Source organism: Paenibacillus sp. FSL R5-0636 (genome assembly GCF_037974255.1).
Classification (GTDB): Bacteria; Bacillota; Bacilli; order Paenibacillales; family Paenibacillaceae; genus Paenibacillus_AQ; species Paenibacillus_AQ odorifer.
Genome location: NZ_CP150232.1, coordinates 1,198,325 through 1,219,177, shown reverse-complemented (window position 1 = coordinate 1,219,177; position 20,853 = coordinate 1,198,325). Strand labels below are relative to the sequence as shown.

Sequence of the window (20,853 nt, the reverse complement as noted above, 5' to 3'; positions counted from 1 at the left end):
AAGTGTACAAAGTGCAATTAGAGAAAGTTTTGGAGTTCGCGATCTTCTTCCGGAGGAAATAGTCACTGATCAAGTATTTTCAAGCGATAATTATGAGCTCCACACATCCGTTAACTGCATTTAGTGCAACTATTTCCTCAGAATGGTCCTTTAAAAGATAGTTAGTTGTATTTCGTGCAGTTAAATTTCTGGTTTTTCTTTAAATGTACCGAATTCACCCTGTTTAGTTGCACGAAGTGCAATTAAATGGCTTCTAATGAGTATCTACGCAGAAATAAGTGTACAAAGTGCAATTAGAGAAAGTTTTGGAGTTCGCGATCTTCTTCCGGAGGAAATAGTCACTGATCAAGTATTTTCAAGCGATAATTATGAGCTCCACACATCCGTTAACTGCATTTAGTGCAACTATTTCCTCAGAATGCTCCTTTAAAAGATAGTTAGTTGTATTTCGTGCAGTTAAATTTCTGGTTTTCCTTTAAATGTACCGAATTCACCCTGTTTAGTTGCACAGAGTGCAATTAAATGGCTTCTAGGGACTATCTACTCAGAAATAAGTGTACAAAGTGCAATTAGAGTAAGTTTGTTGAGTGGGCGATCTTCTTCTGGAGGAAATAGTCACTGATCAAGCATTTTCAAGCGATATATGAGCTCCACGCATCCGTTAACTGCATTTAGTGCAACTATTCCTCAGAATGCTCATTCAAAAGTTAGTTTAGTTGTATTTCGTGCAGTTAAATTTCCGGTTTTCCTTTAATTGCACCGAATTCACCCTTTTTAGTTGCACGAAGTGCAATTAAATGGCTTCTATGGACTATCTACGCAGAAATAAGTGTACAAAGTGCAATTAAGTCTGGATAAGCCGCTTGAGCTAAATTTGGATTGCATAGATCTAGCTGAGTTAGATTTTAGATCAGTTAGTTTTGGATCGATTAGCGGTAGATCGGTTAAAGTTGGATCAGCTAGAGCTATTCAGCTAGAGCTAGGTCAGCTAGAGCTAGGCCAGCTACAGCTAGGTCAGCTAGAGCTAGGTCAGCTAGAACTAGGTCAGCTACAGCTAGGTCAGCTAGGCTAGGTTAGCTAGAGCTAGATCAGCTAGAGCTAGGCCAGCTAGGCCAGCTAGGCCAGCTAGGCCAGCTAGGCTAGGTCAGCTAGGCTAGGTCAGCTAGACTTAGATCAGCTAAATTCCCCTTCGGTAAATCTAGCTAGATTCTTACGTTGACCACGAATAAGAGTACTCTTTTTGCATAATTTTCCTTGTCCATGTTACTGTATTACTGAACAAAGGAGTGACAATATGGAGACAATTCTAATCATAGAGGACGATGCCAAGCTGGCAAGCTTGCTGAGCACGTATCTATCAAAATATGGGTTCCTTACAATTATTGTAGAAGATTTCAACAGGGTGCTGGAGACTTTTAATGAAAGCTCGGCTGACCTTATCTTACTGGACGTCAATCTGCCTAAATATGATGGGTTCTACTGGTGCCGCCAGATCCGTTCCCTCTCACTCTGCCCGATTCTGTTCATTTCTGCACGGGATAGTGGAATGGATCAGGTGATGGCGCTTGAGAATGGCGGGGACGATTATATCACTAAGCCTTTTCACTATGAGGTTGTGCTTGCCAAAATCCGCAGCCACATACGTAGAGCATACGGTTCATACTCACAGACTCAAGAAGAGCATAAACTCCAGTCTGGAGGTTTAATCCTCTATCCTGAACGATATGTGATCCAATACGACGGGCACACGAGTGAGCTAACCCAGAAGGAAGCGGTTCTACTGGAAGCTTTACTGCTTAAGGAAGGACGAGTGGTTAACCGGGAGCGTCTGCTCGATCTCATGTGGAAGGATCAGCATTTCATAGATGACAATACATTAAATGTCTACATAACCCGTGTCCGCAAAAAGCTCAAGGATCTCGGTCTTGGTGACATTGTAGAAACCGTAAGAGGCGCTGGCTATCGGCTTAATGTCTCTAAGGATACGCCATGAGGCTGTTTTGGAGAGACCAGATCTCACTGATCCTATTCTATCTGCTTCAGATGCTGCTTATCCCTTTGCTGTATTGGCTGTCTGGTGAGAACAGACCTATCTCTATCATGCTTTATGGTATCGCCTTGAGTACCGTAGTTCTACTGCTATATCTAGGCTACCGATACGTTCAGCACCGGAGATTGTATGCGGCATTAAGCGAACCTATGGACATGCTCCAAAAACATCTGGTTTCCTTAGGAGACACTCCTCTTTCAGAAGCTATCCATGAGTTATTGCAGCTGATTGACCGCCAGTATCAGGAGCAAGTGAATGCGCATGCGCGCCAGATGGATCAGCATATCGTATTCATGAATCGCTGGGTTCATCAAATGAAGACCCCGCTCTCTGTAATTCAGCTTACGCTAAAGGATCTTGAAGAGGAGGCGCCGCAAGTATTCAGGAGGAACTGGAACGTCTGCGCGGAGGGCTGGAGATGGTCATCTACACTTCAAGACTTGACCGATTTGAAAATGATTTTCAAGTTGAGCCGTTACTTCTGCGCAAAACCGTTAGTGAGGCGGTAGCCGAAAATCGCAGACTATTCATACGCCGGGGCATAAAAGTAGATGTACAGGTGGATGCCAATCTAGCGGTATATAGCGATGCCAAATGGTTAATGTTTATGCTGGCCCAAATCTTAACTAATGCCGTAAACTATACCTCCGGTTCTGGCAAAACCGTTACCCTCTCAGCTCAGCGTGTGGGCACCGACACTATTCTGGATATTACCGATCAAGGGATCGGCATTTCTCCTGAGGATCTGAAGCGGGTCTTTAATCCCTACTTTACGGGTGACCGCGGACGACATTATCATGAATCGACAGGGATGGGGCTGTATCTCGTCCGGGAGATTTGCAACAGGCTCGAACACAAGGTGGATATTCAGTCCCGGCTCGGGGAAGGAACCCGCGTGCGGCTTATTTTTAGCAACAGTGATCATCTACAGAAATAATATTGAGGGGACTTCGTCGTCATTATTCATGGCTTTGAAGCCTCCTTCTTCTTTATAGGTTACTTATCTCTCAACCCATTCTTCACAAGGAGAAAGGCGAACATAACCTTAACTTCTCTGTAAGGAAACCTTAAGGTAAATCCATAGCAACTAATCTCTCGATCTTATAAATTATATACATAACCCGTTCCCCGAATAAGGCGGATGAAATCATTTTTGTATTGGAAGGAATGAATGATATGAACGTATTGGAAGTCAAAGGACTTCATAAGGTATACCCCGGCAAAATAGTGACCCAAGCCCTCACTGATATTCATCTAAATATTGAAAAAGGTGAATTTGTCGGAATTATGGGACCGTCTGGTAGCGGTAAAACAACACTGCTCAATATGGTATCCACAATCGACCAGCCGTCCTCTGGCGAAGTGAATATCAACGGCAGCAAACCCTTATCTTTTGAATAAAAAAGAGCTCGCCCACTTTCGCCGAAAACAACTAGGCTTTGTGTTTCAGGACTTCAACCTGCTTGAGACATTAACCGTCGCCGAGAATATTGTGCTGCCCCTGACTTTGGATAACCGTAAGCTCTCCCAGATGGAGATCTTGCTTCAAAGAGTCGCAGAACGCTTAAACATTACCGATATTCTGAGCAAACGCACCTATGAAATTTCAGGGGGACAACGTCAGCGGACCGCAATTGCCCGGGCGATCATCACCTCTCCTTCGATTATTTTGGCCGATGAACCTACGGGTGCGCTTGACTCCAATTCTTCGCGGATGGTGATGGAATCGCTGGAGGATATTAATCACAAAGAAGGCACCACGCTAATGCTCGTAACACATGATCCACTGGCAGCGAGCTACTGCAACCGAATTGTTTTTATAAAAGACGGCAAACTAGCAGCGGAAATTCATCGGGGCGATAACCGTCAGGCCTTCTTCCAAAAGATTATCGACACACTTTCGTTCTGGGGAGGGAATAGTCATGAACTTTCCTCAATTCGCGTTTAATAATGTACGCCGTAATTCACGCGCTTATTTTGCTTTTTTCTTAAGCAGTGCTTTTATGGTCATGATCTTTTTCTCTTATTCAGTCTTTATTTACCACCCTAGTATTACCAACATCGAGCTGGGTGCGAATTCAGCCTCCGGCATGCAAATTGCTTCTTACATCGTGTTTATCTTTGCGTTCTTTTTCGTTCTATATTCGATTAGCGCATTTCTGAAAATGCGTAATCTGGAGTTCGGCATACTGATGATTTTAGGCGCACGCCCTGGCCAGATCAACAAGCTGATTCTTATAGAAAATATGCTGATCGGACTGCTCTCTATAGTAACAGGTGTGTCTTTCGGCATGCTTTTATCCAAGTTATTTTTGCTGCTAAGCACGACAATTATGGGCATGGAGCCACTGCCCTTTTATTGGCCAATGAAGGCGTTAATGATTACCTCTATCTCTTTCATTTCATTATTTCTGGTCATTTCGATCTTCACATTATTGTTCATTCGTAAGCATCAAGTTCTTGAACTGCTTAAGGGAAATGTTAAACCTAAAAAAGAACCCCGTGTCTCCTTATTGTTCTCATTCTTTGGGCTTCTACTGTTGACCGTCGGCGCTCTCGCGATTCGGAAGCAATTGTCCCCGACCTCACTGTTAGTCGCCGCTGTCACAGGTATCGCTGGAACCTACTTTTTCTACTCTCAGTTATCTGTATTGGGCATTCGCTTACTAAAACTAAGACGCAAGCGGCTGTGGCGCGGAACCAATCTGCTGTGGATTTCCGAGATGAGTTATAAGATTAAAGACAATGCAAGAATGCTGTTCCTTGTAACTGTGGTTACCTCGCTTGCCTGCATGGCTTCGGGAATTCTTTTATCGATTAATCAAGCGAACTCAGACCTCTATAAAAAATCCCCATTCGCTGTGAGTTATACGATTTATGATCCGAAGGATGAAGCACCAGATTTAGAGCCCATTCACACTAAATTAAAGAATGCTAAAGTCGAGTACACAGAGAATAAAGTAGAACTAATCTCTGCTTCCATTCAAGGAATCGATAAGGAAAAAATACTTGGAATTGATCTGATATCCCGCTCACAGTTCAATCAACTGGGCTTACAAATGGATGTGTCCGAGGTTGGGCCCTTGTCTGAAAAAGAAGCTGTATTACTGCTGAACCCACATATGGATTCACAGAATTTTGCTGCTGATCGAGCGATTCATTTGAAGGTTCAGAAAGATGAGGAGCTGATGCTAAAAGAATTACGAACACCAAAGGTGCATCCAGTAGATCCAATGGCCACCTCACTTCTAATCGTAGATGACAACTTATATCATAAGATTTCTACTTCAACAGAGAAGTACACGAGACCTTATGTGAAATATCTATACAAAATCCCTGCATGGGACGGTCCTACACCTAATGACAGCTCAGCTGAAGCTGTTGTCACCAGAGACCTCATCCAATGGAATAAAGCCGCTAACAAGGCTAACCATCAATACAGCTCTATACTGGGATCGCGAGCAGACAGCTATCTATCGACCAAGCAGGGAGCCGCCATGCTTAGCTTTATAGGGATTTTTATCGCTCTGATCTTCTCGCTTTCATCGGCCAGCTTTCTCTTTTTTAAGCTTCATACTGAGCTCAATACAGATAAGCAAATGTATAATGCTTTATCCAAAATCGGTTTAAGCACTAAAGAAATGTCAGCTTCTGCTACCAAACAGATTTCGGTATTTTCTATATTCCGATTATTATTGCCACCATCCAGACTCTTGTCGTGATTCGTCCGATACTGAAACAGATTAATATCACAAATGTAACTGTGCCCGTGCTTACTACATCAGCTGTATTTCTGGTTGTGCAAACTATCTATTTCCTTATTGCGAGATCACGTTACATTCATAGTCTCAAGAAAATAATGGTGTAACGACATGTCGAAAAGAATCATAACCCTGGATGTACTTCGCGGCTTGGAACTTATGTCAGCACCAAAAGGTTCTCTAGCTGATCATTAGACAATTTGCTATAGTTAGTGAGCTATTAATTAATGAAGCAAGGAGGTTCTTGATTTATGTCCAAGGCTGATCACATGTTATCCATTCTCTGGATGCTCAAGCAACGGGGAAGAACCGCCGGGGAACTAGCAGAAGCGCTAGAGATCAGTGTCCGCTCTGTCTATCGTTACATCGACGCGTTATGCATCAGTGGCGTACCCATTATCGCGGATAGTGGACCTGGTGGTGGCTATAGCCTTCCGGAACATTTTTCCGAGGCCCCGTTATTCTTTGACTCCGACGAACAGCGTTCCCTCCTGCAAGCCGCCTCCTTTGCGCGGGGAACTGGATATCCTTATGTAGAAGCTCTAGATCAAGCAATCGCCAAACTGAAACGATACAGCAATGCGCAGCAATTAGAACAGATGGAGCGTCATGAGGGCGGGATAGAAACCATCCACTCCCCTGCTGTGCCGCTTCCCCACCTGCTGCAAGAGCTTGAATTAGCGACGGCGAACGGACATACCCTCCAGATGGAATATCGGAAGGGAAACGGGGAGACAATTTCTTCCCGCGCTATTGATCCTTATGGACTTGTACTGTGGAAAGGGCAGTGGTACACCGTTGCTTATTGCCATCAGAGGCAAGGAATTCGGTCTTTCCGAGTCGATAGAATGACTGAACTGAAACGTACAGAAGCTGTGTTTGCCCGTCCTGCTGACTTCTCTGCACGTGATTTTTTGTTAAAAAGCTTGCTGCCAACACCAAATACTCCAGAGAAACTCATAGCAGTAGTCATCGCCGCTGATGAAGGAATCCTTAACGATCTATGTAGTCATTGGCTGTTTGGACATACGCTGGTCCAGCGCATTGACGGACAAGCCCGCTTTCAAGTCGATGAGACCTCCTTACTGACTTATGCGCCTTACTTCTTGTTGCCTTATGGATCAACACTACGAATCCTAGAGCCTTTAGCTCTGAAGCAAAAGCTGTCCGCTATAGCTACCGATCTGGCGACTTATTATAAAACTTAAAATGATTATTTTAGGATCACTGACCGTAGTTGTCAGTGATCCTTTTGTATAGTGTAAATAAGTCTAAGGGAATAAATGATTGTACAAACCAAGGAGGAATAACAAATGAAAGAACTTCACTATGAATTTTATATTGGCGGAACACCTGAGCAGGTATGGGAGACTTTGATCTCTCCGGAAGGTACTAAACAGATTTACTACGGGAGCGTAATCCAATCCACCTTTAAAGAAGGCGAATTGCTGGAATATGTTGGTCCCGGTGAAGATGGCGATGAAACGATACATGTATATGGGACTCTGCTGGAGTTCACTCCACAAAAAGCGTTTCGTTTCACGCATAAGGTCGGCCCCTCCTATCATAAGGGTACAGAAAGATATGAATCGCGTATATCTTGGTCGCTTGAACCGGTGGGTGGAACTACTAAGCTTACGCTTATCCACGATGAATGGCATCCTGATGATCCTTCATATGCTGGCAGTATCAACGCCTGGTGGCAGGTTCTGAGTAATATTAAAACCTTGGTCGAGACCGGACGTACACTTGATTTTGGCAGCTGGTCGTAATTTTACTGCTAATTAGGAATTAAGCTCAACCCTGCGGAAAAGAGCGTACAAGCCCTTTTTCGTCAGGGGCTTTTTTTGCTTAATTTTATTTTGCCTAAGGGAAACATTCTTGTTGCAGGGACAAAGTTGTTGCCATATACTAATGTTGTGCCAGACTACAAGAAATGTTCTAATACACAAATTAAAAACCATAGGCGGTAAAAATATAAATGAAAGAAGGGATCTCATGACTGGAACAACTATTCCTTTATCAGAAGCTGCAAAGGGTAGCACGCTGCGCATCAGCGACATTGAAGTCCAAGGTGTGCTTAGAAGAAGATTACTGGACCTCGGGTTCGTAGTCGGGAATATCGTAGAGGTGTTGCGGCGTAGTCCATTAGGAGATCCTATAGCTTTTCGGGTAAGCAATACGACCATTGCACTGCGTAGAGAAGAAAGTTCTTTAATATTCGGAGAATTAATTGGAGGTGTAGAAGCATGAGTCAGTTCACCGTCGCTTTTGCAGGCAATCCTAACACTGGAAAAAGCACACTATTCAACCTGCTAACCGGCATGCGACAGCATACTGGAAACTGGGCAGGTAAGACCGTCATTACTGCCGAAGGGGAATTCAAACACAATAACCATTCATACCTCGCGGTAGATTTACCAGGAACGTACTCCCTATACTCAAATTCCGCGGATGAAGAAGCGGCTAGAGATTATATTATTTTTGAACAGCCAGATGTGACACTTGTAGTGCTTGACGCTACTTCGCTGGAACGTAATCTCAATCTTGCCTTGCAAGTGCTGGAGATTACCGGACGGGCGGTTGTCTGCATCAACCTCATTGATGAAGCACGTAAGCTGGGCATCGACATCAACCTGAAGAGTATCTCCAAACGTCTCGGCGTACCCGTCGTTGCGATATCGGCACGCAATAAAATCGGGATCGATGCCTTATTGGATCAAGTGGAGCGAGTGGCTACAGGCGCATTCACAGCGCAGCCGTTGCGCATTAGTTACAACGAAGAGATCGAACGGGGAATTGCCGAGCTTACACCATTGGTAGAGCAAACCATCGGCACCAAATATCCCGCTCGCTGGATTGCACTGCGCTTATTGGACGGTGATGACAGCCTGCTTACTTCACTCAAAGAGCATATGAAAAGCAAGGATTTACCCGAAGCAAAGGAGGTCATCGGCCATGGAGTCACTGCCTATCACTAAGGGATCTGACGCTCTAGATTCCCTATTGTCTACCGCAAAAAAGCTCGCTGACGGCGGAGCCATTCGGGATGAGATTGTCAGTGGTATATACGGGGTATCTGCAGGCATCTGCGGGGATGCAGTTACTTATCGGGATAAGAAGAAACTGAACAGCACTTATAAGCTGGATAATATCGTGACCTCAAAAATTTGGGGTTTTCCCATCATGCTCGCCATTCTCGGTGTCGTATTCTGGATTACGATTGCCGGGGCTAACTACCCTTCTAGCTGGCTCGCTTCCTTCTTTGGCTTCATTGAAGGATATCTGACAGCGGGATTTGAGGCTCTCCATGCCCCGGCTTGGCTGCACGGCGTGCTTGTGCTTGGCTTGTATCGAGGCACCTCATGGGTAATCAGTGTCATGCTGCCACCAATGATGATCTTTTTCCCCGTATTCGCTCTGCTTGAGAATTTCGGGTATCTGCCACGCGTTGCTTTTAACATGGACCGACTATTCAAAAAATCAGGTGGTCATGGCAAGCAAGCTTTAACCATGTCCATGGGCTTCGGCTGTAACGCGGCCGCTATCCTCTCCACACGAATCATCGAATCGCCGCGTGAACGAATGCTGGCTATACTGACCAACAATTTTGTCCCTTGCAACGGCCGCTGGCCCACGCTGATTTTATTGTCTTCCTTATTTATGGCAGGAGCCGCTACGACAGGTGCGCTTCGTACATTCACCACTGCCTCCGTCCTAATGGGGATGGTACTAATCGGCATCATTGTTACCTTGACTGTTTCCTGGGTCATGTCCAAAACTGCGCTGCGTGGGGTTCCCACACATTACACATTGGAGCTTCCTCCCTACCGCCGTCCACAAATCTGGAAGACCATACTTATTTCCTCCAAAGATAAGTCCCTTAACGTACTTACTCGGGCTATCGTCGTTGCTGCCCCTGCCGGGATTATCACTTGGATTCTAGGCAATCTGTTTATTGGCGGCGATTCTGTACTGAATCATATGGCTGCATTCTTTGATCCGTTTGCACATATGCTCGGCATGGACGGCTTTATCATCATGGCCTTTATTCTTGGACTTCCTGCGAATGAAATCGTATTGCCTATCTTGCTTATGGGCTATATGTCCTCAGGCGCTATGGTTGATATCGACAGCTTAGGCAGTATCAAAGATGTCTTTCTCTCACATGGCTGGACCTGGCTGACCGCACTCAACATGATGCTGTTCTCCCTGCTTCACTATCCTTGTGGTACGACACTCGTGAACATTTACAAGGAAACAAAAAGCATGAAGTGGGCCGTTCTCTCAGCAGTTATTCCGCTGGGTATCGCCATCGGAGTAACCTTTGCTGTCGCTCAGCTTGCCCGGTTATTTGGGTGGGTGTGACGAGGGCGAGGTAGGCTTGCGATCTAAACTCAATTGACATCTTCTAACTTTAACTAACTTTATCTGACTTCAACTAGCTTCAAGTAACTTCACAACTAACTTCAACTGATTTCACAACTAACTTCAACTGATTTCAACTTACATCGCAAAATTTATCATTAACTCACTAAATTCACCTTAATCACATCACCCAAATTAACCTTGCTACACGGAATTCACCTTACTTTACCTTACAACATCTAAAGTTCAACTTGCTTCACTTTGCAACACCCTACAATATCTAGAGTTCATCTTGCTTCACAGAATTCTGCCCTCCTTGAACTCATATTTAGGGAATTTCTCCCTCAAATTCGAACTTTATAGGCGCGCGTTAATCTTATTGCGGAATTTCTCCCTAATAATCGAACTTTATAAGAACACATTGAACTTTTTGCGGAATTTCTCCCTAATAATTAGCCGATTATAGGCAAAAAGGGCAATTTCCGCAGAATTTTAGGGAGGAATTCCCCAATTATCGCTAATATTGAGTAAAACACGATAAAATCAGGGAGGATTTCCCTAATTATTGATTCTAGATGGTTCCGAGCTACAATTGAGCACTAGCACTAGCACTAGCACTAGCACTAGCACCAGCACCAGCACCAGCACCAGCACCAGCACCAGCACCAGCACCAGCATCAGCATCAGCACAACCACCAGCACCAGCACAACCACCAGCACCAGCAGCCACCAACAAGCCCACCAGTTACTCAAGGTCATCTCAAACAAATAAGCGGTCGCTCGGATGTTATCCCGAGCGACCGCTTATTTCAGCACAACACCTTATATACTCTTACTGCCTACTTTGATCTCACCATTACATGACGTGACTCTACAGGTAGAGTCATTTTTTGCGCGTTCCATCATTTCTACGACGGTATAGAACAGCCCCAGCGATAGCTACTAGAACGATAATTATTCCACTAATCCCCACATTAACAAGAGGAAAGGAATCACTGTCCCCAGAAGAATTCCCCGTTAAATCAGACTCATTACTCCCAGCTCCTGACTCCGGTGAATTATTCGGGGTTACCTCCGGAGAAGAGGTAGGCGTCGTTGCCGAAATACCCGGTCCCAGCTCTTTCAGATCCACTGAGTCAGCGGTTAGCCGCTTAGTTCGACTGCATAAACTAGCCTCCAGATTACCAGAGTCTCCACCGTCTCTAGCATAAGCATAGACAATGTAACTTTCCCCTTCCACAAATTCAAAACCGCAGCTTGCAGAAGATAAAGCCGTAGTCAATGTAACTTGGTTTCCCTCGACCCCTTTCCAGCTGGAATCCACCTCAAAGGTTACCTTTACTGGATCAGCAGAAGAAATTATGTCCCCCTGAGACGGCTCCTTCATGTCCACTACTTTCCCGACAAAGACAGCTGTACTTTTCTCAAGAGCTTCCAGTGGCTCCGCAGGCATAACACAGGAACAAGCGTAAGTGACTGAGGGCCGCACCGTCAGCAAAGCCGTAAATATTAATAGGACACCTAGAAATATCATCATTGGACTTCGGAAATTGAACTTTCGGAAATTGATCTTTCGGAAATTGATCTTTCGCACTTTGATAACCCCCTTCTTTACCTTACAGACGGAGCAAACGTGGAAAGTGTTACAAGAATTCCCAAACAAGTGATACAAGTTTATCCGGGAGCAATTCCTCTAATCCTCTTTTTAATTCCCCTAATCCTCTTTTTAATTCCTCTAATCCTCTTCTTTAATTCCTCTAATCTTCTTTAACTCCTCATATCCTCTTCATTAATCCCCAATACCTGCTGTACCCACTCACAAACTGTGCGCGATCCCAATCAAACGCTGTATTCCTTCGCGCAGCACCCCTTCGCTCGCAAAGGAATAACTTAGGCGAAGCCTTGACTTCATTTCCCCCAGTGGATCAAATAACTCCCCAGGAACAAAAGCGATCGACTGCGCCATACTTGAAGCAAACAGGCGATCCATCGTAAGATGCTCCGGTAGTTTCACCCATAGATTTAATCCGCCTTGCGGAGTCGTCCATTCCCAGCCAGTACCCGCCAGCTCCTCTTCTACGATTTCCTTATGCACTTGAAGCGCAATGCGCAGCTTACCGAGATGCTGTTGCAAGCGTGGGGAGGTGTAGTAATGTAGAAATATTTTTTGATTCAGCAGCGGAGTACCATTGTCCGCGAGTGATTTGGCCGTGATCAGACGCTCCATAAATGGATATCGGCAGGCCACCGCACAGATTCGTAAGCCAGGGGCTACATATTTACTGAAGCTGCTGATATAAATCACCCAGCCCTCCGTATCATAAGCAAAAAAGGGCGGCGGCGGCTCCTCATCAAAATACATATCGCGGAACGGGTCATCCTCCACCAGTAAACAGCGATAACGCTCGGCCAGTTCTACCAACAGCTTGCGCTGTTGCACAGGCACCGTGTATCCAGTTGGATTGTGATGCGTTGGATTAATGTAGAACATACGCGGCTTATGCTTTTTCATCAAAGCTTCTACTTCCTCCAGATCATATCCCTCCGGAGTGATCTCTACCGGAACCAACCGTGCCCCCTCCCGGCGAAAAATATCCATAGCAACACTATAAGTAGGCCGCTCCACAAGCACCGTATCCAGAGGACCAAGCACAATCCGGGCAATCAGATTGATCGCCTGCTGCGCACCCGAGGTAATAAGCAGTTCTTCCGAAGTTAACTGCAGCCGATGTTGCTTCCGAAAATGGTGGCTTAACGTCTCACGCAGCTCGTTATCCCCCTGGACCGAGGCATACGTTCCCATTACCTTGGGATATAGATCGAACACTTTTTTGACATAGTCAGATAGAAAAAGATTCGGCAGCAGCCCCGGATCAATCAGCGCCTGCGAGAACTGATACTTAACTGGCACTCTCTGAATATCAGACAGCGGGTTAGTGAGCGCATAAGCCGATACTGCGGCTCCTACTTCAATAGCAGGAAGCGAGATTATGGGTGCCACGTAATATCCTGATTTATCTTTTACATAAACCTTTCCATCCTCCGTCAACCGTCTGTACGCTTTGAATACGGTCAGTCGATGTACCTTAAGCTCCTCCGCCAGCAGCCGTATAGAAGGAAGCTTATCATGTGCGACCCACTCCCCTCGCTCCATGCGATTTAATAGAAATTCATAGACCTGCCGAAACAAAGGATGATTATGCTCCGCTCCCACAACCTTTTTCATCTGGCTACAACTCCTCTCCGAACAACCTTGTAATCATATTGTACACGATTTCTGAATTAATCTGTTCTACTCAAGGCAATCTGTTCTGTCCCCTCCCCTATATGATTAACAAAATGCCAGCTTATAAATTTTTATATTTTATAAAGCACAAAAAAGGGGACTTTTAAAATGATCTTATTTGCTTATGCACTTGTATGTCTGATCTTCGGCACGACCTTTCTAGCTATCAAAATCGGCGTAGATGCCGGTGCGCCTCCTTTTTTTTCAGCGGGCTTAAGATTTTTTGTCGCGGGCGCTGTTCTATTCCTATGGATGGTCTGGAAACGTAAAGCCAGCTTCTCCTTACTGTTGCGCAAAGAAATGTTGTTCACCGGGTCTGCTCTAACCTTCGGCACCTTCGCGGGTCTCTACTGGGCTGAACAATATGTTTCTTCAGGGCTTGCAGCTGTACTCTCTGCCACTGGACCGATCATGATCCTGCTGCTCCAAACCTCTATTCTTCGGCAAAAAGCACCCGCCATCTCCCTATATGGCTGCATCATCGGCTTCACTGGCGTACTGCTGCTGGTTCTCCCCAATCTCGCCGTTGATATTTCACCACTGTGGCTCATCGGTTGCGCCGTAGTCCTAATTGGAGAGTGTTGCTATGCTGTAGGTGCGATTTACTCCAAAAAAGTAATTAACAGTATGCCCGAGGTCTCACCGATTGCGCTAAATGCGGCTCAAATGATGTATGGCGGTGCGCTGTTATTCATTCTTTCTTTTGCCACGGAAAAAGTACATCCTGCATTTCTCTTCTCATTCGAGACAGCAGGTTCACTGCTCTATCTCACAGTTATCGGCTCCATGGTCGGCCATACCTTATTCTACTGGCTCGTAGCTAAGACCAACCCAGTGTTTCCTTCTACCTGGCTTTATATTTCTCCACCGATTGCGGTGGGTGTAGGCTTTTTCTTTTACAAGGAGTCCGTATCTTGGATTACAATTCTCGGAGTGTTCACCATCATTGCCGGAACAATCCTAGTGAATGCTGATGCTTTAAAGCAATTACTGCAAAAAAAGAAGATAAACACTGTTGCGTTAAAAAAATCAAATATATGACGTACTATATATTGCATTTATGACCACTATTGCGTATTATATAAACAAGTTAAATTAAACACAGCTAAATATGACTCATATATGAAAGGGGGATTCGCTTAACGGCGCTTCTTTTCTAAAGAGGAATGCCTTTTTATCGGAAGTGGAGGGAATTGTGATCGAACTGACATCACGTCAAATAGAGATTATCGATATCGTTAACAAAAGAGCTCCGATTACCGGCGAACAGATTGCCGAAAGTTTGAATCTTACCCGGCCTACAATTCGCTCGGATCTGTCTGTTTTGGTTATGCTCAAATATATCGACGCCAAGCCGAAGGTCGGGTACTTCCCAGGATTGAAATCATCCAGTCGTCAGGGAAGCGGTTATCTGCTGCAGGAAACGATGGTCAAAGAAATTCAAAGTGTACCTATAGTTATCCGTGAGACCACAACTATTCAAGATGCCGTAGTTACGCTTTTTCTACAAGATGTAGGCACTCTTATTATCTGTGACGAAGAGGGTAAACTCACGGGCGTTGCTTCACGTAAGGATTTCCTAAAGGTAACCTTGGGCAACCCCGGTGCAGTCTCCATGCCCGTAAGCATGGTTATGACGCGCCAGCCCAAAGTGGTCACAACTTCACCGGATGAGCCGGTGCTTGAAGCTGCACATAAGATGATTTTTCACGAGGTAGACAGTTTGCCGGTGGTTGTTCCCAGCGCCGCTGAAGACGGCGGTACAAAACTGGATGTGGTAGGACGTTTAACAAAAACCTCCATCATCAAACTTCTCCTCGAACTTGAAGCCAAAGGATAACAGGAGGAACCCATGAGCATCGAGCAATCTTCCAACTTAATAACGATATGCTCGGATTCTATAGGAGATACGGCAGAGGCTGTCGTGCAGGCCGTTATTCACCAATTTCAGAATCAGCAGGTCACCATTAAAAGATACGGCAATATTAGGCATGAAGACGAGCTACGCAAGCTTATGGAAGAAGCAGCTCAGCATCAAGGTTTTGTCGCCTATACATTAGTGCAGCCAGAATTAAGAGAAATGATCCGCGAGGAAGCGGTACGTCTTGATTTGCGGATCGTTGATATCATGGGCCCAATGATGCAGGCCTTCATTGATACCTTCGACGATGCTCCTCAGCAGCGGCCGGGTCTTCTCCACCAGCTCGACGAGAATTATTTCCGCCGCATAGAAGCTATAGAATTCACCGTCGCCTGTGATGACGGCCGTGATCTGGGTGCCATGCTCAAAGCCGATATCGTTCTGCTGGGCATGTCCCGTACTTCAAAGACACCGCTTAGCATCTTTTTAGCCCATAGAGGAAAAAAAGTCGTTAACTATCCGATTATCCCGGAGATTGGTCCTCCACAAGAACTATTAAGCTTGCCGCCGAACCGGCTTATCGGATTAACCATGAAACCCGAGTACATGCTGAAGGTCCGCTCTGAGCGGCTTAAGGTTCTCGGATTACCGACAGGCTCCCAATATGCAAGTCTGGAGCGGATCACCGAAGAGATGGAATACGCCACTTCATTGTTCAACAAGCTGGGCTGTCCTGTAATTGATATTACTGACAAGGCTATAGAAGAAACCGCTGGTATTATTATGGGTTATATCTAAATTTCAGTTTACAAAATATATAGAATGCACTGGAGGGAATTAGAATGGAGCGCGAACTGGCCCTTGAGATTGTACGGGTAACTGAACTAGGTGCTTTATCCTCGGCTCGTTGGATTGGGCGGGGCGATAAAAATGCGGCAGATGATGCAGCCACGACTGCGATCCGTTCCATGTTCGATTCTGTGTCCATCGACGGAACTGTTGTGATTGGTGAAGGAGAGATGGATGATGCTCCAATGCTCTATATTGGTGAGAAAGTCGGGAACCAAAAAGGTCCCTCTGTCGATGTAGCCGTCGATCCACTCGAAGGAACTGAGGTTGTTGCCTGCGGCCTGCATAATGCGCAATCTGTTATTGCTATAGCAGATAAAGGCAGCCTGCTGCATGCCCCGGACATTTATATGGAGAAGTTAGCCTGCGGACCCGAGCTTGCCGGTAAGCTTAGACTCGAGGACCCTGTAGAGATCACTCTGCAAAAAGCCTGCCATTACACTGGCAAATCCCTCTCCGAGTTAACCGTAATGGTGCTGGATCGCAAACGGCATGAGCAGCTGATTAATAGCCTGCGTGAAGCCGGGGTACGAATTAAGCTGCTTGGTCACGGAGATGTTGCTGGCGCTATTGCGGCTGCACTGCCAGACAGCGATGTCGATTTGTATATGGGTTCCGGTGGAGCACCCGAAGGTGTTCTTGCTGCCGCTGCACTGAAATGCCTTGGTGGTGAAATGCAGGGCAGATTGCTCCCGGATGGACCCATAGAGCTGCAGCGCTGTGTACGCATGGGAATTGCCAATCCTACGCGAGTGCTATACATGGAAGATATGGTTGGCACGGGCGACGTCCTCTTTGCCGCCACGGGTGTAACGTCAGGTGAATTCCTGAACGGTGTCCGTTTCATCGGCAAAGAACGCGCGGAGACACATTCGGTAATCATGCGCGCACAGAGCCGCACGATCCGCTATATCCGCAGCATTCATTTCCTACCAGGAAAAGAAATACCAGAAGCGCTGACCGTTAGACAAAATGCTGTCTCTCTATAAAACCACAAAAAACAGGCTATCTCACTAACAGTATCCATTGCTAGTGAGATAGCCTGTTTTTTTTTTACACTGAATGCTAATTGCTTCTTATTTATTTCCAATACGCTCACTCGCTAATGGATCTATATTAGCAACTTTCTCAAAGCGTTCTGCGTTCAGGCTGTTATACTTTGTGAAGATTTGTTTCACTTCTTGCTCCTTCTGCTCGCCTTCCACATCCACCATTACTAGAATATGACCTTCATCCACGTAGTTATCGTAGCTTTCTGCTTCCTCTTCAGGGATACCAAGGCCAATAAGTCCGCCGACTAAACCGCCACTGCCTGCGCCTATCGCCGCTCCGGCTAGTGTTGCCGCAAGAGGTCCGGCTGCAATAATAGGTCCAATACCAGGAATAGCCAAAGCGCCAATTCCCATCAGCAGCCCCGTTACTCCACCCAGCAGACCACCAGTAGCTGCACCTGTAGCCATACCTTCCGGGGCCACGGTTCCCGACTCGTCTCTAAGCGTTTCCTCATCCGCTTTATTTCTCGCGATAATCGAAATATCCTCTGTCCTACAGCCCTGACGCTTCAACTCCTCAATAGCTCGCGAAGCTTCGTATTCGGCAGCAAAGACACCCACTATTCTCTTATTCATCTCCATTACCTCCTATTGATGTAGTTAGCTCATACGTTCAGCTTCATAGCTTACTTAACCAAACTGGACAAGGATAAACTACGATATTTAAATTCGCAACAATTCCGAGTTCATATTCCTTCTAAAATATGCTGTATAATAAAAGTAAGCGGGTACAACTACCCTAGATCAACTCTATAAAAGAAAGAGAAGGAATCATCCATGGCGATATTTAACTATAATTCTGAGCGTCCCTTCCGAGGCAATCCCGACTTGCATCTCCATTACTGGGGGCGGGAGCAGTGTCTTCCCGGGCATTTTTTTGGGCCTGGGGTTCGTGACGTATATAAGATACATTTTATCCATGCAGGAACAGGTGAAGTTACTGTGGGTGAACAGACCCATTATCTTAAACCAGGACAAGCTTTTCTCACCTATCCGCATATCGTAACTGCCTACACAGCAGACATAGCAAATCCATGGACCTATTCTTGGGTAGCTTTTACCGGGGAGCAGGTTGATTATATTTTGGCCAAAACCGCCTTGTCACCTGAGCACCCGATCTTTCCAATGGATGAACAGCTTATGCCGAAACTATACGAGCTCCTGACACAAGCAGCTGAAGCTTCGGACAGCCTGGATCTACCTCTAAAAGCAATTATGTATGAGTTCTTTTCTCTGTTACTTCGAGCGGTGCCAGCAGTTCCAGATGTACTTCCTTTACCACGTCAAAAAAGTATTTACGTCGAGCAATGCCTGCACTTTTTGCATACACATTATTGTGAAAATATTTCGGTTGAGATGATGTCCTCTTCGCTCAAGCTGGATCGCAAATATTTATCCTCCTTGTTCAAACGGACAATAGGTATGCCACCACAGCAGTATCTATTAAATTTCCGCATCGCTAAGGCGTGCGAGCTGCTGACAGAGACCCTATGCACGATTGGTGAAATCTCACGTTCTGTAGGCTATCAGGACCCCTTACTCTTTTCGCGGATGTTCAAGAAGGTGAAAGGTTGTTCGCCAAAAGAATACCGTAGCCGTCATCTCGAAAATGACATTGTACTATAAACTCCTTCCTTGCTGACATACGTTTGTCCGCGATCTTTCGCTACAATAAGGACGTAACTTACTAAGTAATAAGTGTTTATAGGAGGAATAAATCATGTATAACGCAAGCGCTACCAGATATGACAATATGAAATATAATCGCACCGGAAAGAGCGGTCTACTCCTGCCAGCGATCTCGCTTGGTCTATGGCATAACTTTGGCGGCAACGACTTATTTGAGAATGGCCGCGCCATGGTAAGAAGAGCTTTTGATCTTGGAATCACTCATTTTGACCTTGCCAATAATTACGGTCCACCCGCAGGCTCCGCCGAAGAAAGCTTTGGCCAAATTCTTAAAAAGGATCTGACCCCTTATCGTGATGAGATGGTTATCTCGACTAAAGCTGGATATTATATGTGGGCTGGTCCTTATGGTGAATGGGGCTCCAAAAAATATCTCGTCTCCAGCCTAGATCAAAGCTTAAAACGTATGGGACTGGATTATGTTGATATTTTTTATCACCACCGCCCAGATCCAAATACACCACTGGAAGAAACCATGGCTGCGCTGGACCTCGTGGTACGCCAAGGTAAAGCGCTGTATGTCGGGATTTCGAATTACGGACCTGAACAAACACGCGAAGCGGCACAAATTCTGCGTCGACTTGGCACGCCATGCCTGATTCATCAGCCAAACTATTCCATGATGTCCCGCTGGATTGAAGATGGCTTGCAGGATGTATTGTCTGAAGAAGGCATCGGCTCCATTGTGTTCTCCCCGCTACAAGGTGGCATACTAACCGATCGCTATCTAAACGGAATCGCTCCTGATTCCCGTGCCGCTGGCCCAAGTGTATTCCTGTCTGAGAATGCCATTACCGAAGAGGCGATCGGCAAGGTTCGCAAACTGAACGAGATTGCTGCCGCACGTGGACAAAAAATGTCTCAGCTAGCTTTATCTTGGGTACTCCGTGGAGGCAAAGTAACTTCTGCATTGATCGGCGCAAGTAAGGTAAGCCAGATTGAAGATGCCATCGCTTCCTTAAATGCCCCAGAGCTTAGCGCTGAAGAGCTAGAGCAAATTGAGGCGATTCTGCGGGGATAAAGCTTAGTTATAACAAGACAAAGACCAATGAGGTCAGGCAGCTTAAAGCTGCTCTGGCATTTCATTGGTCTTCTTTTTTATAGATTAGAGTTCTATTTGCTCACCCAAATATCTGCGTGATGTACACCATGATCAATAATCCAAAAATAAACGAATACGTCGAAGGCCGCTCATAACCATGGCCATGACTCTCCGGAATCAGCTCCTTGTAGACGATAAAGAGCATAGCTCCGGCTGCAAAAGCGAGACCATAACCCACAACATTATGCAGGTAACTGGCAGTAAAATACCCGATCACCGCAGATACCATCTCCATCAAACCGGTAAGCGTAACGATTCCTAAGGCTTTTAGCTTGCTTGTTCGCGAATTCATTAGAAAGACTGCAAGAATCAAACCTTCCGGCATATTCTGTGCGCCAATGGCAATCGCCACGGTAGGACCTAAACTGGCCTGTTCGCTGGCATAACTGAAACCTGTACTGAGGCCTTCTGGTATGTTGTGGATGAACAGCGCAATCATAACAAGCAGCGCTTTTGAATCCATATTGGTATAACCGGGCTTATTCTCCACATCGATATGCGGGATGTTATTTTCAATTAAATCAAGCAGCAGCACTCCGGTAATCAAGCCCAAGGTTAAAGCGATAATCCCCGATTCTTTGATCGATTGCGGCATGAGTCCAAACGTGGAGGCGGACACCATAATCCCCGCAGTGAAGGCTACGAGGATATCTTTCCACTTCTCGGATAACCTCTTCACGAACAGGATCGGAAATGCTCCAAGAACGGTAGCCATTGCCGATACAAAGCTGCCAATAAGCGCAGATTCCAAACCTTCAACTCCTTTGGTACAAGTCGGATAGACCAACATATGTTTCAGAAAAAATAATTATTACTTTTTCATACATTTTCGAAT

The 20,853-nt window shown here is 45.6% G+C and carries 21 protein-coding genes and 1 pseudogene; 17 read left to right on the top strand and 5 right to left on the bottom strand.

Going from position 1 to position 20,853, the window contains the following annotated elements; translation table 11 throughout:
* Nucleotides 1–829 precede the first annotated feature (829 nt).
* From MKX34_RS05235 to MKX34_RS05185, 11 genes and pseudogenes are all read left to right on the top strand, one after another.
* Nucleotides 830–1,072 carry a hypothetical protein gene (locus tag MKX34_RS05235; protein ID WP_143759034.1) on the top strand — a complete coding sequence of 81 codons (243 nt, stop codon included), beginning with the start codon at nt 830–832 and terminating at the stop codon, nt 1,070–1,072.
* 222 nt (nt 1,073–1,294) lie between these two features.
* Nucleotides 1,295–1,993 (top strand): response regulator transcription factor, encoded by a 699-nt coding sequence (locus tag MKX34_RS05230; protein ID WP_036679829.1) that lies wholly within the window; start codon nt 1,295–1,297, stop codon nt 1,991–1,993.
* Nucleotides 1,994–2,043: 50 nt separating this feature from the next.
* Entirely contained in the window at nt 2,044–2,559 is a 516-nt protein-coding gene (locus MKX34_RS05225; RefSeq protein WP_339204542.1) for a hypothetical protein, read from the top strand.
* On the top strand, nt 2,469–2,987 hold the full coding sequence (locus MKX34_RS05220; protein WP_339204540.1) for an ATP-binding protein: 519 nt from the start codon (nt 2,469–2,471) through the stop codon (nt 2,985–2,987). Before MKX34_RS05225 ends, MKX34_RS05220 begins: the two co-directional genes overlap by 91 nt.
* A 239-nt stretch (nt 2,988–3,226) precedes the next feature.
* Nucleotides 3,227–3,998: pseudogene (locus MKX34_RS05215) on the top strand (ABC transporter ATP-binding protein).
* Nucleotides 3,973–5,772, top strand: coding sequence for an ABC transporter permease (locus tag MKX34_RS05210; protein WP_339204538.1), 1,800 nt, complete (start codon nt 3,973–3,975; stop codon nt 5,770–5,772). Before MKX34_RS05215 ends, MKX34_RS05210 begins: the two are co-directional and overlap by 26 nt.
* Before the next feature lie 290 nt (nt 5,773–6,062).
* Nucleotides 6,063–7,019 (top strand): YafY family protein, encoded by a 957-nt coding sequence (locus tag MKX34_RS05205; protein ID WP_339204536.1) that lies wholly within the window; start codon nt 6,063–6,065, stop codon nt 7,017–7,019.
* Nucleotides 7,020–7,124: 105 nt separating this feature from the next.
* A complete protein-coding gene (locus MKX34_RS05200; RefSeq protein ID WP_339204533.1) occupies nt 7,125–7,583 on the top strand; it encodes an SRPBCC domain-containing protein in 459 nt (152 codons plus the stop codon).
* Nucleotides 7,584–7,809: 226 nt separating this feature from the next.
* Nucleotides 7,810–8,064, top strand: a complete 255-nt coding sequence (locus MKX34_RS05195) for a FeoA family protein (protein ID WP_036679839.1) — start codon at nt 7,810–7,812, stop codon at nt 8,062–8,064.
* Nucleotides 8,061–8,792, top strand: coding sequence for a FeoB small GTPase domain-containing protein (locus MKX34_RS05190; RefSeq protein WP_038568974.1), 732 nt, complete (start codon nt 8,061–8,063; stop codon nt 8,790–8,792). Before MKX34_RS05195 ends, MKX34_RS05190 begins: the two co-directional genes overlap by 4 nt.
* The gene (locus MKX34_RS05185; RefSeq protein ID WP_076296172.1) at nt 8,770–10,179 is read left to right on the top strand and encodes a nucleoside recognition domain-containing protein; all 1,410 of its coding nucleotides are present in this window, start codon (nt 8,770–8,772) and stop codon (nt 10,177–10,179) included. The genes MKX34_RS05190 and MKX34_RS05185 overlap by 23 nt, the downstream gene beginning before the upstream one ends.
* Before the next feature lie 586 nt (nt 10,180–10,765).
* On the opposite strand, the gene MKX34_RS05180 is transcribed toward MKX34_RS05185, so the two are convergent.
* From MKX34_RS05180 to MKX34_RS05170, 3 genes are all read right to left on the bottom strand, one after another.
* Entirely contained in the window at nt 10,766–10,921 is a 156-nt protein-coding gene (locus MKX34_RS05180; RefSeq protein WP_339204530.1) for a hypothetical protein, read from the bottom strand.
* A gap of 141 nt (nt 10,922–11,062) precedes the next feature.
* Complete coding sequence (locus MKX34_RS05175) at nt 11,063–11,773, bottom strand: hypothetical protein (RefSeq protein WP_076145526.1); 711 nt, start codon at nt 11,771–11,773, stop codon at nt 11,063–11,065.
* Nucleotides 11,774–11,995: 222 nt separating this feature from the next.
* Nucleotides 11,996–13,405, bottom strand: coding sequence for a PLP-dependent aminotransferase family protein (locus MKX34_RS05170; protein ID WP_076130628.1), 1,410 nt, complete (start codon nt 13,403–13,405; stop codon nt 11,996–11,998).
* Nucleotides 13,406–13,573: 168 nt separating this feature from the next.
* Here MKX34_RS05170 and MKX34_RS05165 point away from each other — a divergent pair, with 168 nt between their 5' ends.
* The 4 genes from MKX34_RS05165 (at nt 13,574) to glpX (ending at nt 17,164) form a co-directional block, all read left to right on the top strand.
* Nucleotides 13,574–14,506, top strand: coding sequence for an EamA family transporter (locus tag MKX34_RS05165; protein WP_076130627.1), 933 nt, complete (start codon nt 13,574–13,576; stop codon nt 14,504–14,506).
* Between the two features lie 154 nt (nt 14,507–14,660).
* A complete protein-coding gene (locus MKX34_RS05160; protein ID WP_081383827.1) occupies nt 14,661–15,305 on the top strand; it encodes a helix-turn-helix transcriptional regulator in 645 nt (214 codons plus the stop codon).
* Between the two features lie 18 nt (nt 15,306–15,323).
* Entirely contained in the window at nt 15,324–16,124 is an 801-nt protein-coding gene (locus MKX34_RS05155; RefSeq protein ID WP_081383794.1) for a pyruvate, water dikinase regulatory protein, read from the top strand.
* Between the two features lie 44 nt (nt 16,125–16,168).
* The gene (glpX, locus tag MKX34_RS05150) at nt 16,169–17,164 is read left to right on the top strand and encodes a class II fructose-bisphosphatase (protein ID WP_076104704.1); all 996 of its coding nucleotides are present in this window, start codon (nt 16,169–16,171) and stop codon (nt 17,162–17,164) included.
* Between the two features lie 87 nt (nt 17,165–17,251).
* Here glpX and MKX34_RS05145 read toward each other — a convergent pair whose 3' ends face one another.
* Entirely contained in the window at nt 17,252–17,803 is a 552-nt protein-coding gene (locus MKX34_RS05145) for a general stress protein (RefSeq protein ID WP_076100480.1), read from the bottom strand.
* 201 nt (nt 17,804–18,004) lie between these two features.
* On the opposite strand from MKX34_RS05145, the gene MKX34_RS05140 reads away from it, so the two are divergent.
* The gene (locus tag MKX34_RS05140; protein ID WP_036676452.1) at nt 18,005–18,853 is read left to right on the top strand and encodes an AraC family transcriptional regulator; all 849 of its coding nucleotides are present in this window, start codon (nt 18,005–18,007) and stop codon (nt 18,851–18,853) included.
* Nucleotides 18,854–18,944: 91 nt separating this feature from the next.
* A complete protein-coding gene (locus MKX34_RS05135) occupies nt 18,945–19,937 on the top strand; it encodes an aldo/keto reductase (RefSeq protein WP_076296171.1) in 993 nt (330 codons plus the stop codon).
* 100 nt (nt 19,938–20,037) lie between these two features.
* Here MKX34_RS05135 and MKX34_RS05130 read toward each other — a convergent pair whose 3' ends face one another.
* Nucleotides 20,038–20,769, bottom strand: coding sequence for a ZIP family metal transporter (locus MKX34_RS05130; RefSeq protein WP_036676473.1), 732 nt, complete (start codon nt 20,767–20,769; stop codon nt 20,038–20,040).
* Between the last annotated feature and the right edge of the window lie 84 nt (nt 20,770–20,853).

Coding starts and splice junctions, on each gene's coding strand:
- MKX34_RS05230 (WP_036679829.1), top strand. CDS start 1,295: ATGGAGACAATTCTAATCATAGAGGACGATGCCAAGCTGGCAAGCTTG.
- MKX34_RS05225 (WP_339204542.1), top strand. CDS start 2,044: ATGCTGCTTATCCCTTTGCTGTATTGGCTGTCTGGTGAGAACAGACCT.
- MKX34_RS05220 (WP_339204540.1), top strand. CDS start 2,469: ATGGTCATCTACACTTCAAGACTTGACCGATTTGAAAATGATTTTCAA.
- MKX34_RS05210 (WP_339204538.1), top strand. CDS start 3,973: ATGAACTTTCCTCAATTCGCGTTTAATAATGTACGCCGTAATTCACGC.
- MKX34_RS05205 (WP_339204536.1), top strand. CDS start 6,063: ATGTCCAAGGCTGATCACATGTTATCCATTCTCTGGATGCTCAAGCAA.
- MKX34_RS05200 (WP_339204533.1), top strand. CDS start 7,125: ATGAAAGAACTTCACTATGAATTTTATATTGGCGGAACACCTGAGCAG.
- MKX34_RS05195 (WP_036679839.1), top strand. CDS start 7,810: ATGACTGGAACAACTATTCCTTTATCAGAAGCTGCAAAGGGTAGCACG.
- MKX34_RS05190 (WP_038568974.1), top strand. CDS start 8,061: ATGAGTCAGTTCACCGTCGCTTTTGCAGGCAATCCTAACACTGGAAAA.
- MKX34_RS05185 (WP_076296172.1), top strand. CDS start 8,770: ATGGAGTCACTGCCTATCACTAAGGGATCTGACGCTCTAGATTCCCTA.
- MKX34_RS05170 (WP_076130628.1), bottom strand. CDS start 13,405: ATGAAAAAGGTTGTGGGAGCGGAGCATAATCATCCTTTGTTTCGGCAG.
- MKX34_RS05165 (WP_076130627.1), top strand. CDS start 13,574: ATGATCTTATTTGCTTATGCACTTGTATGTCTGATCTTCGGCACGACC.
- glpX (WP_076104704.1), top strand. CDS start 16,169: ATGGAGCGCGAACTGGCCCTTGAGATTGTACGGGTAACTGAACTAGGT.
- MKX34_RS05145 (WP_076100480.1), bottom strand. CDS start 17,803: ATGAATAAGAGAATAGTGGGTGTCTTTGCTGCCGAATACGAAGCTTCG.
- MKX34_RS05140 (WP_036676452.1), top strand. CDS start 18,005: ATGGCGATATTTAACTATAATTCTGAGCGTCCCTTCCGAGGCAATCCC.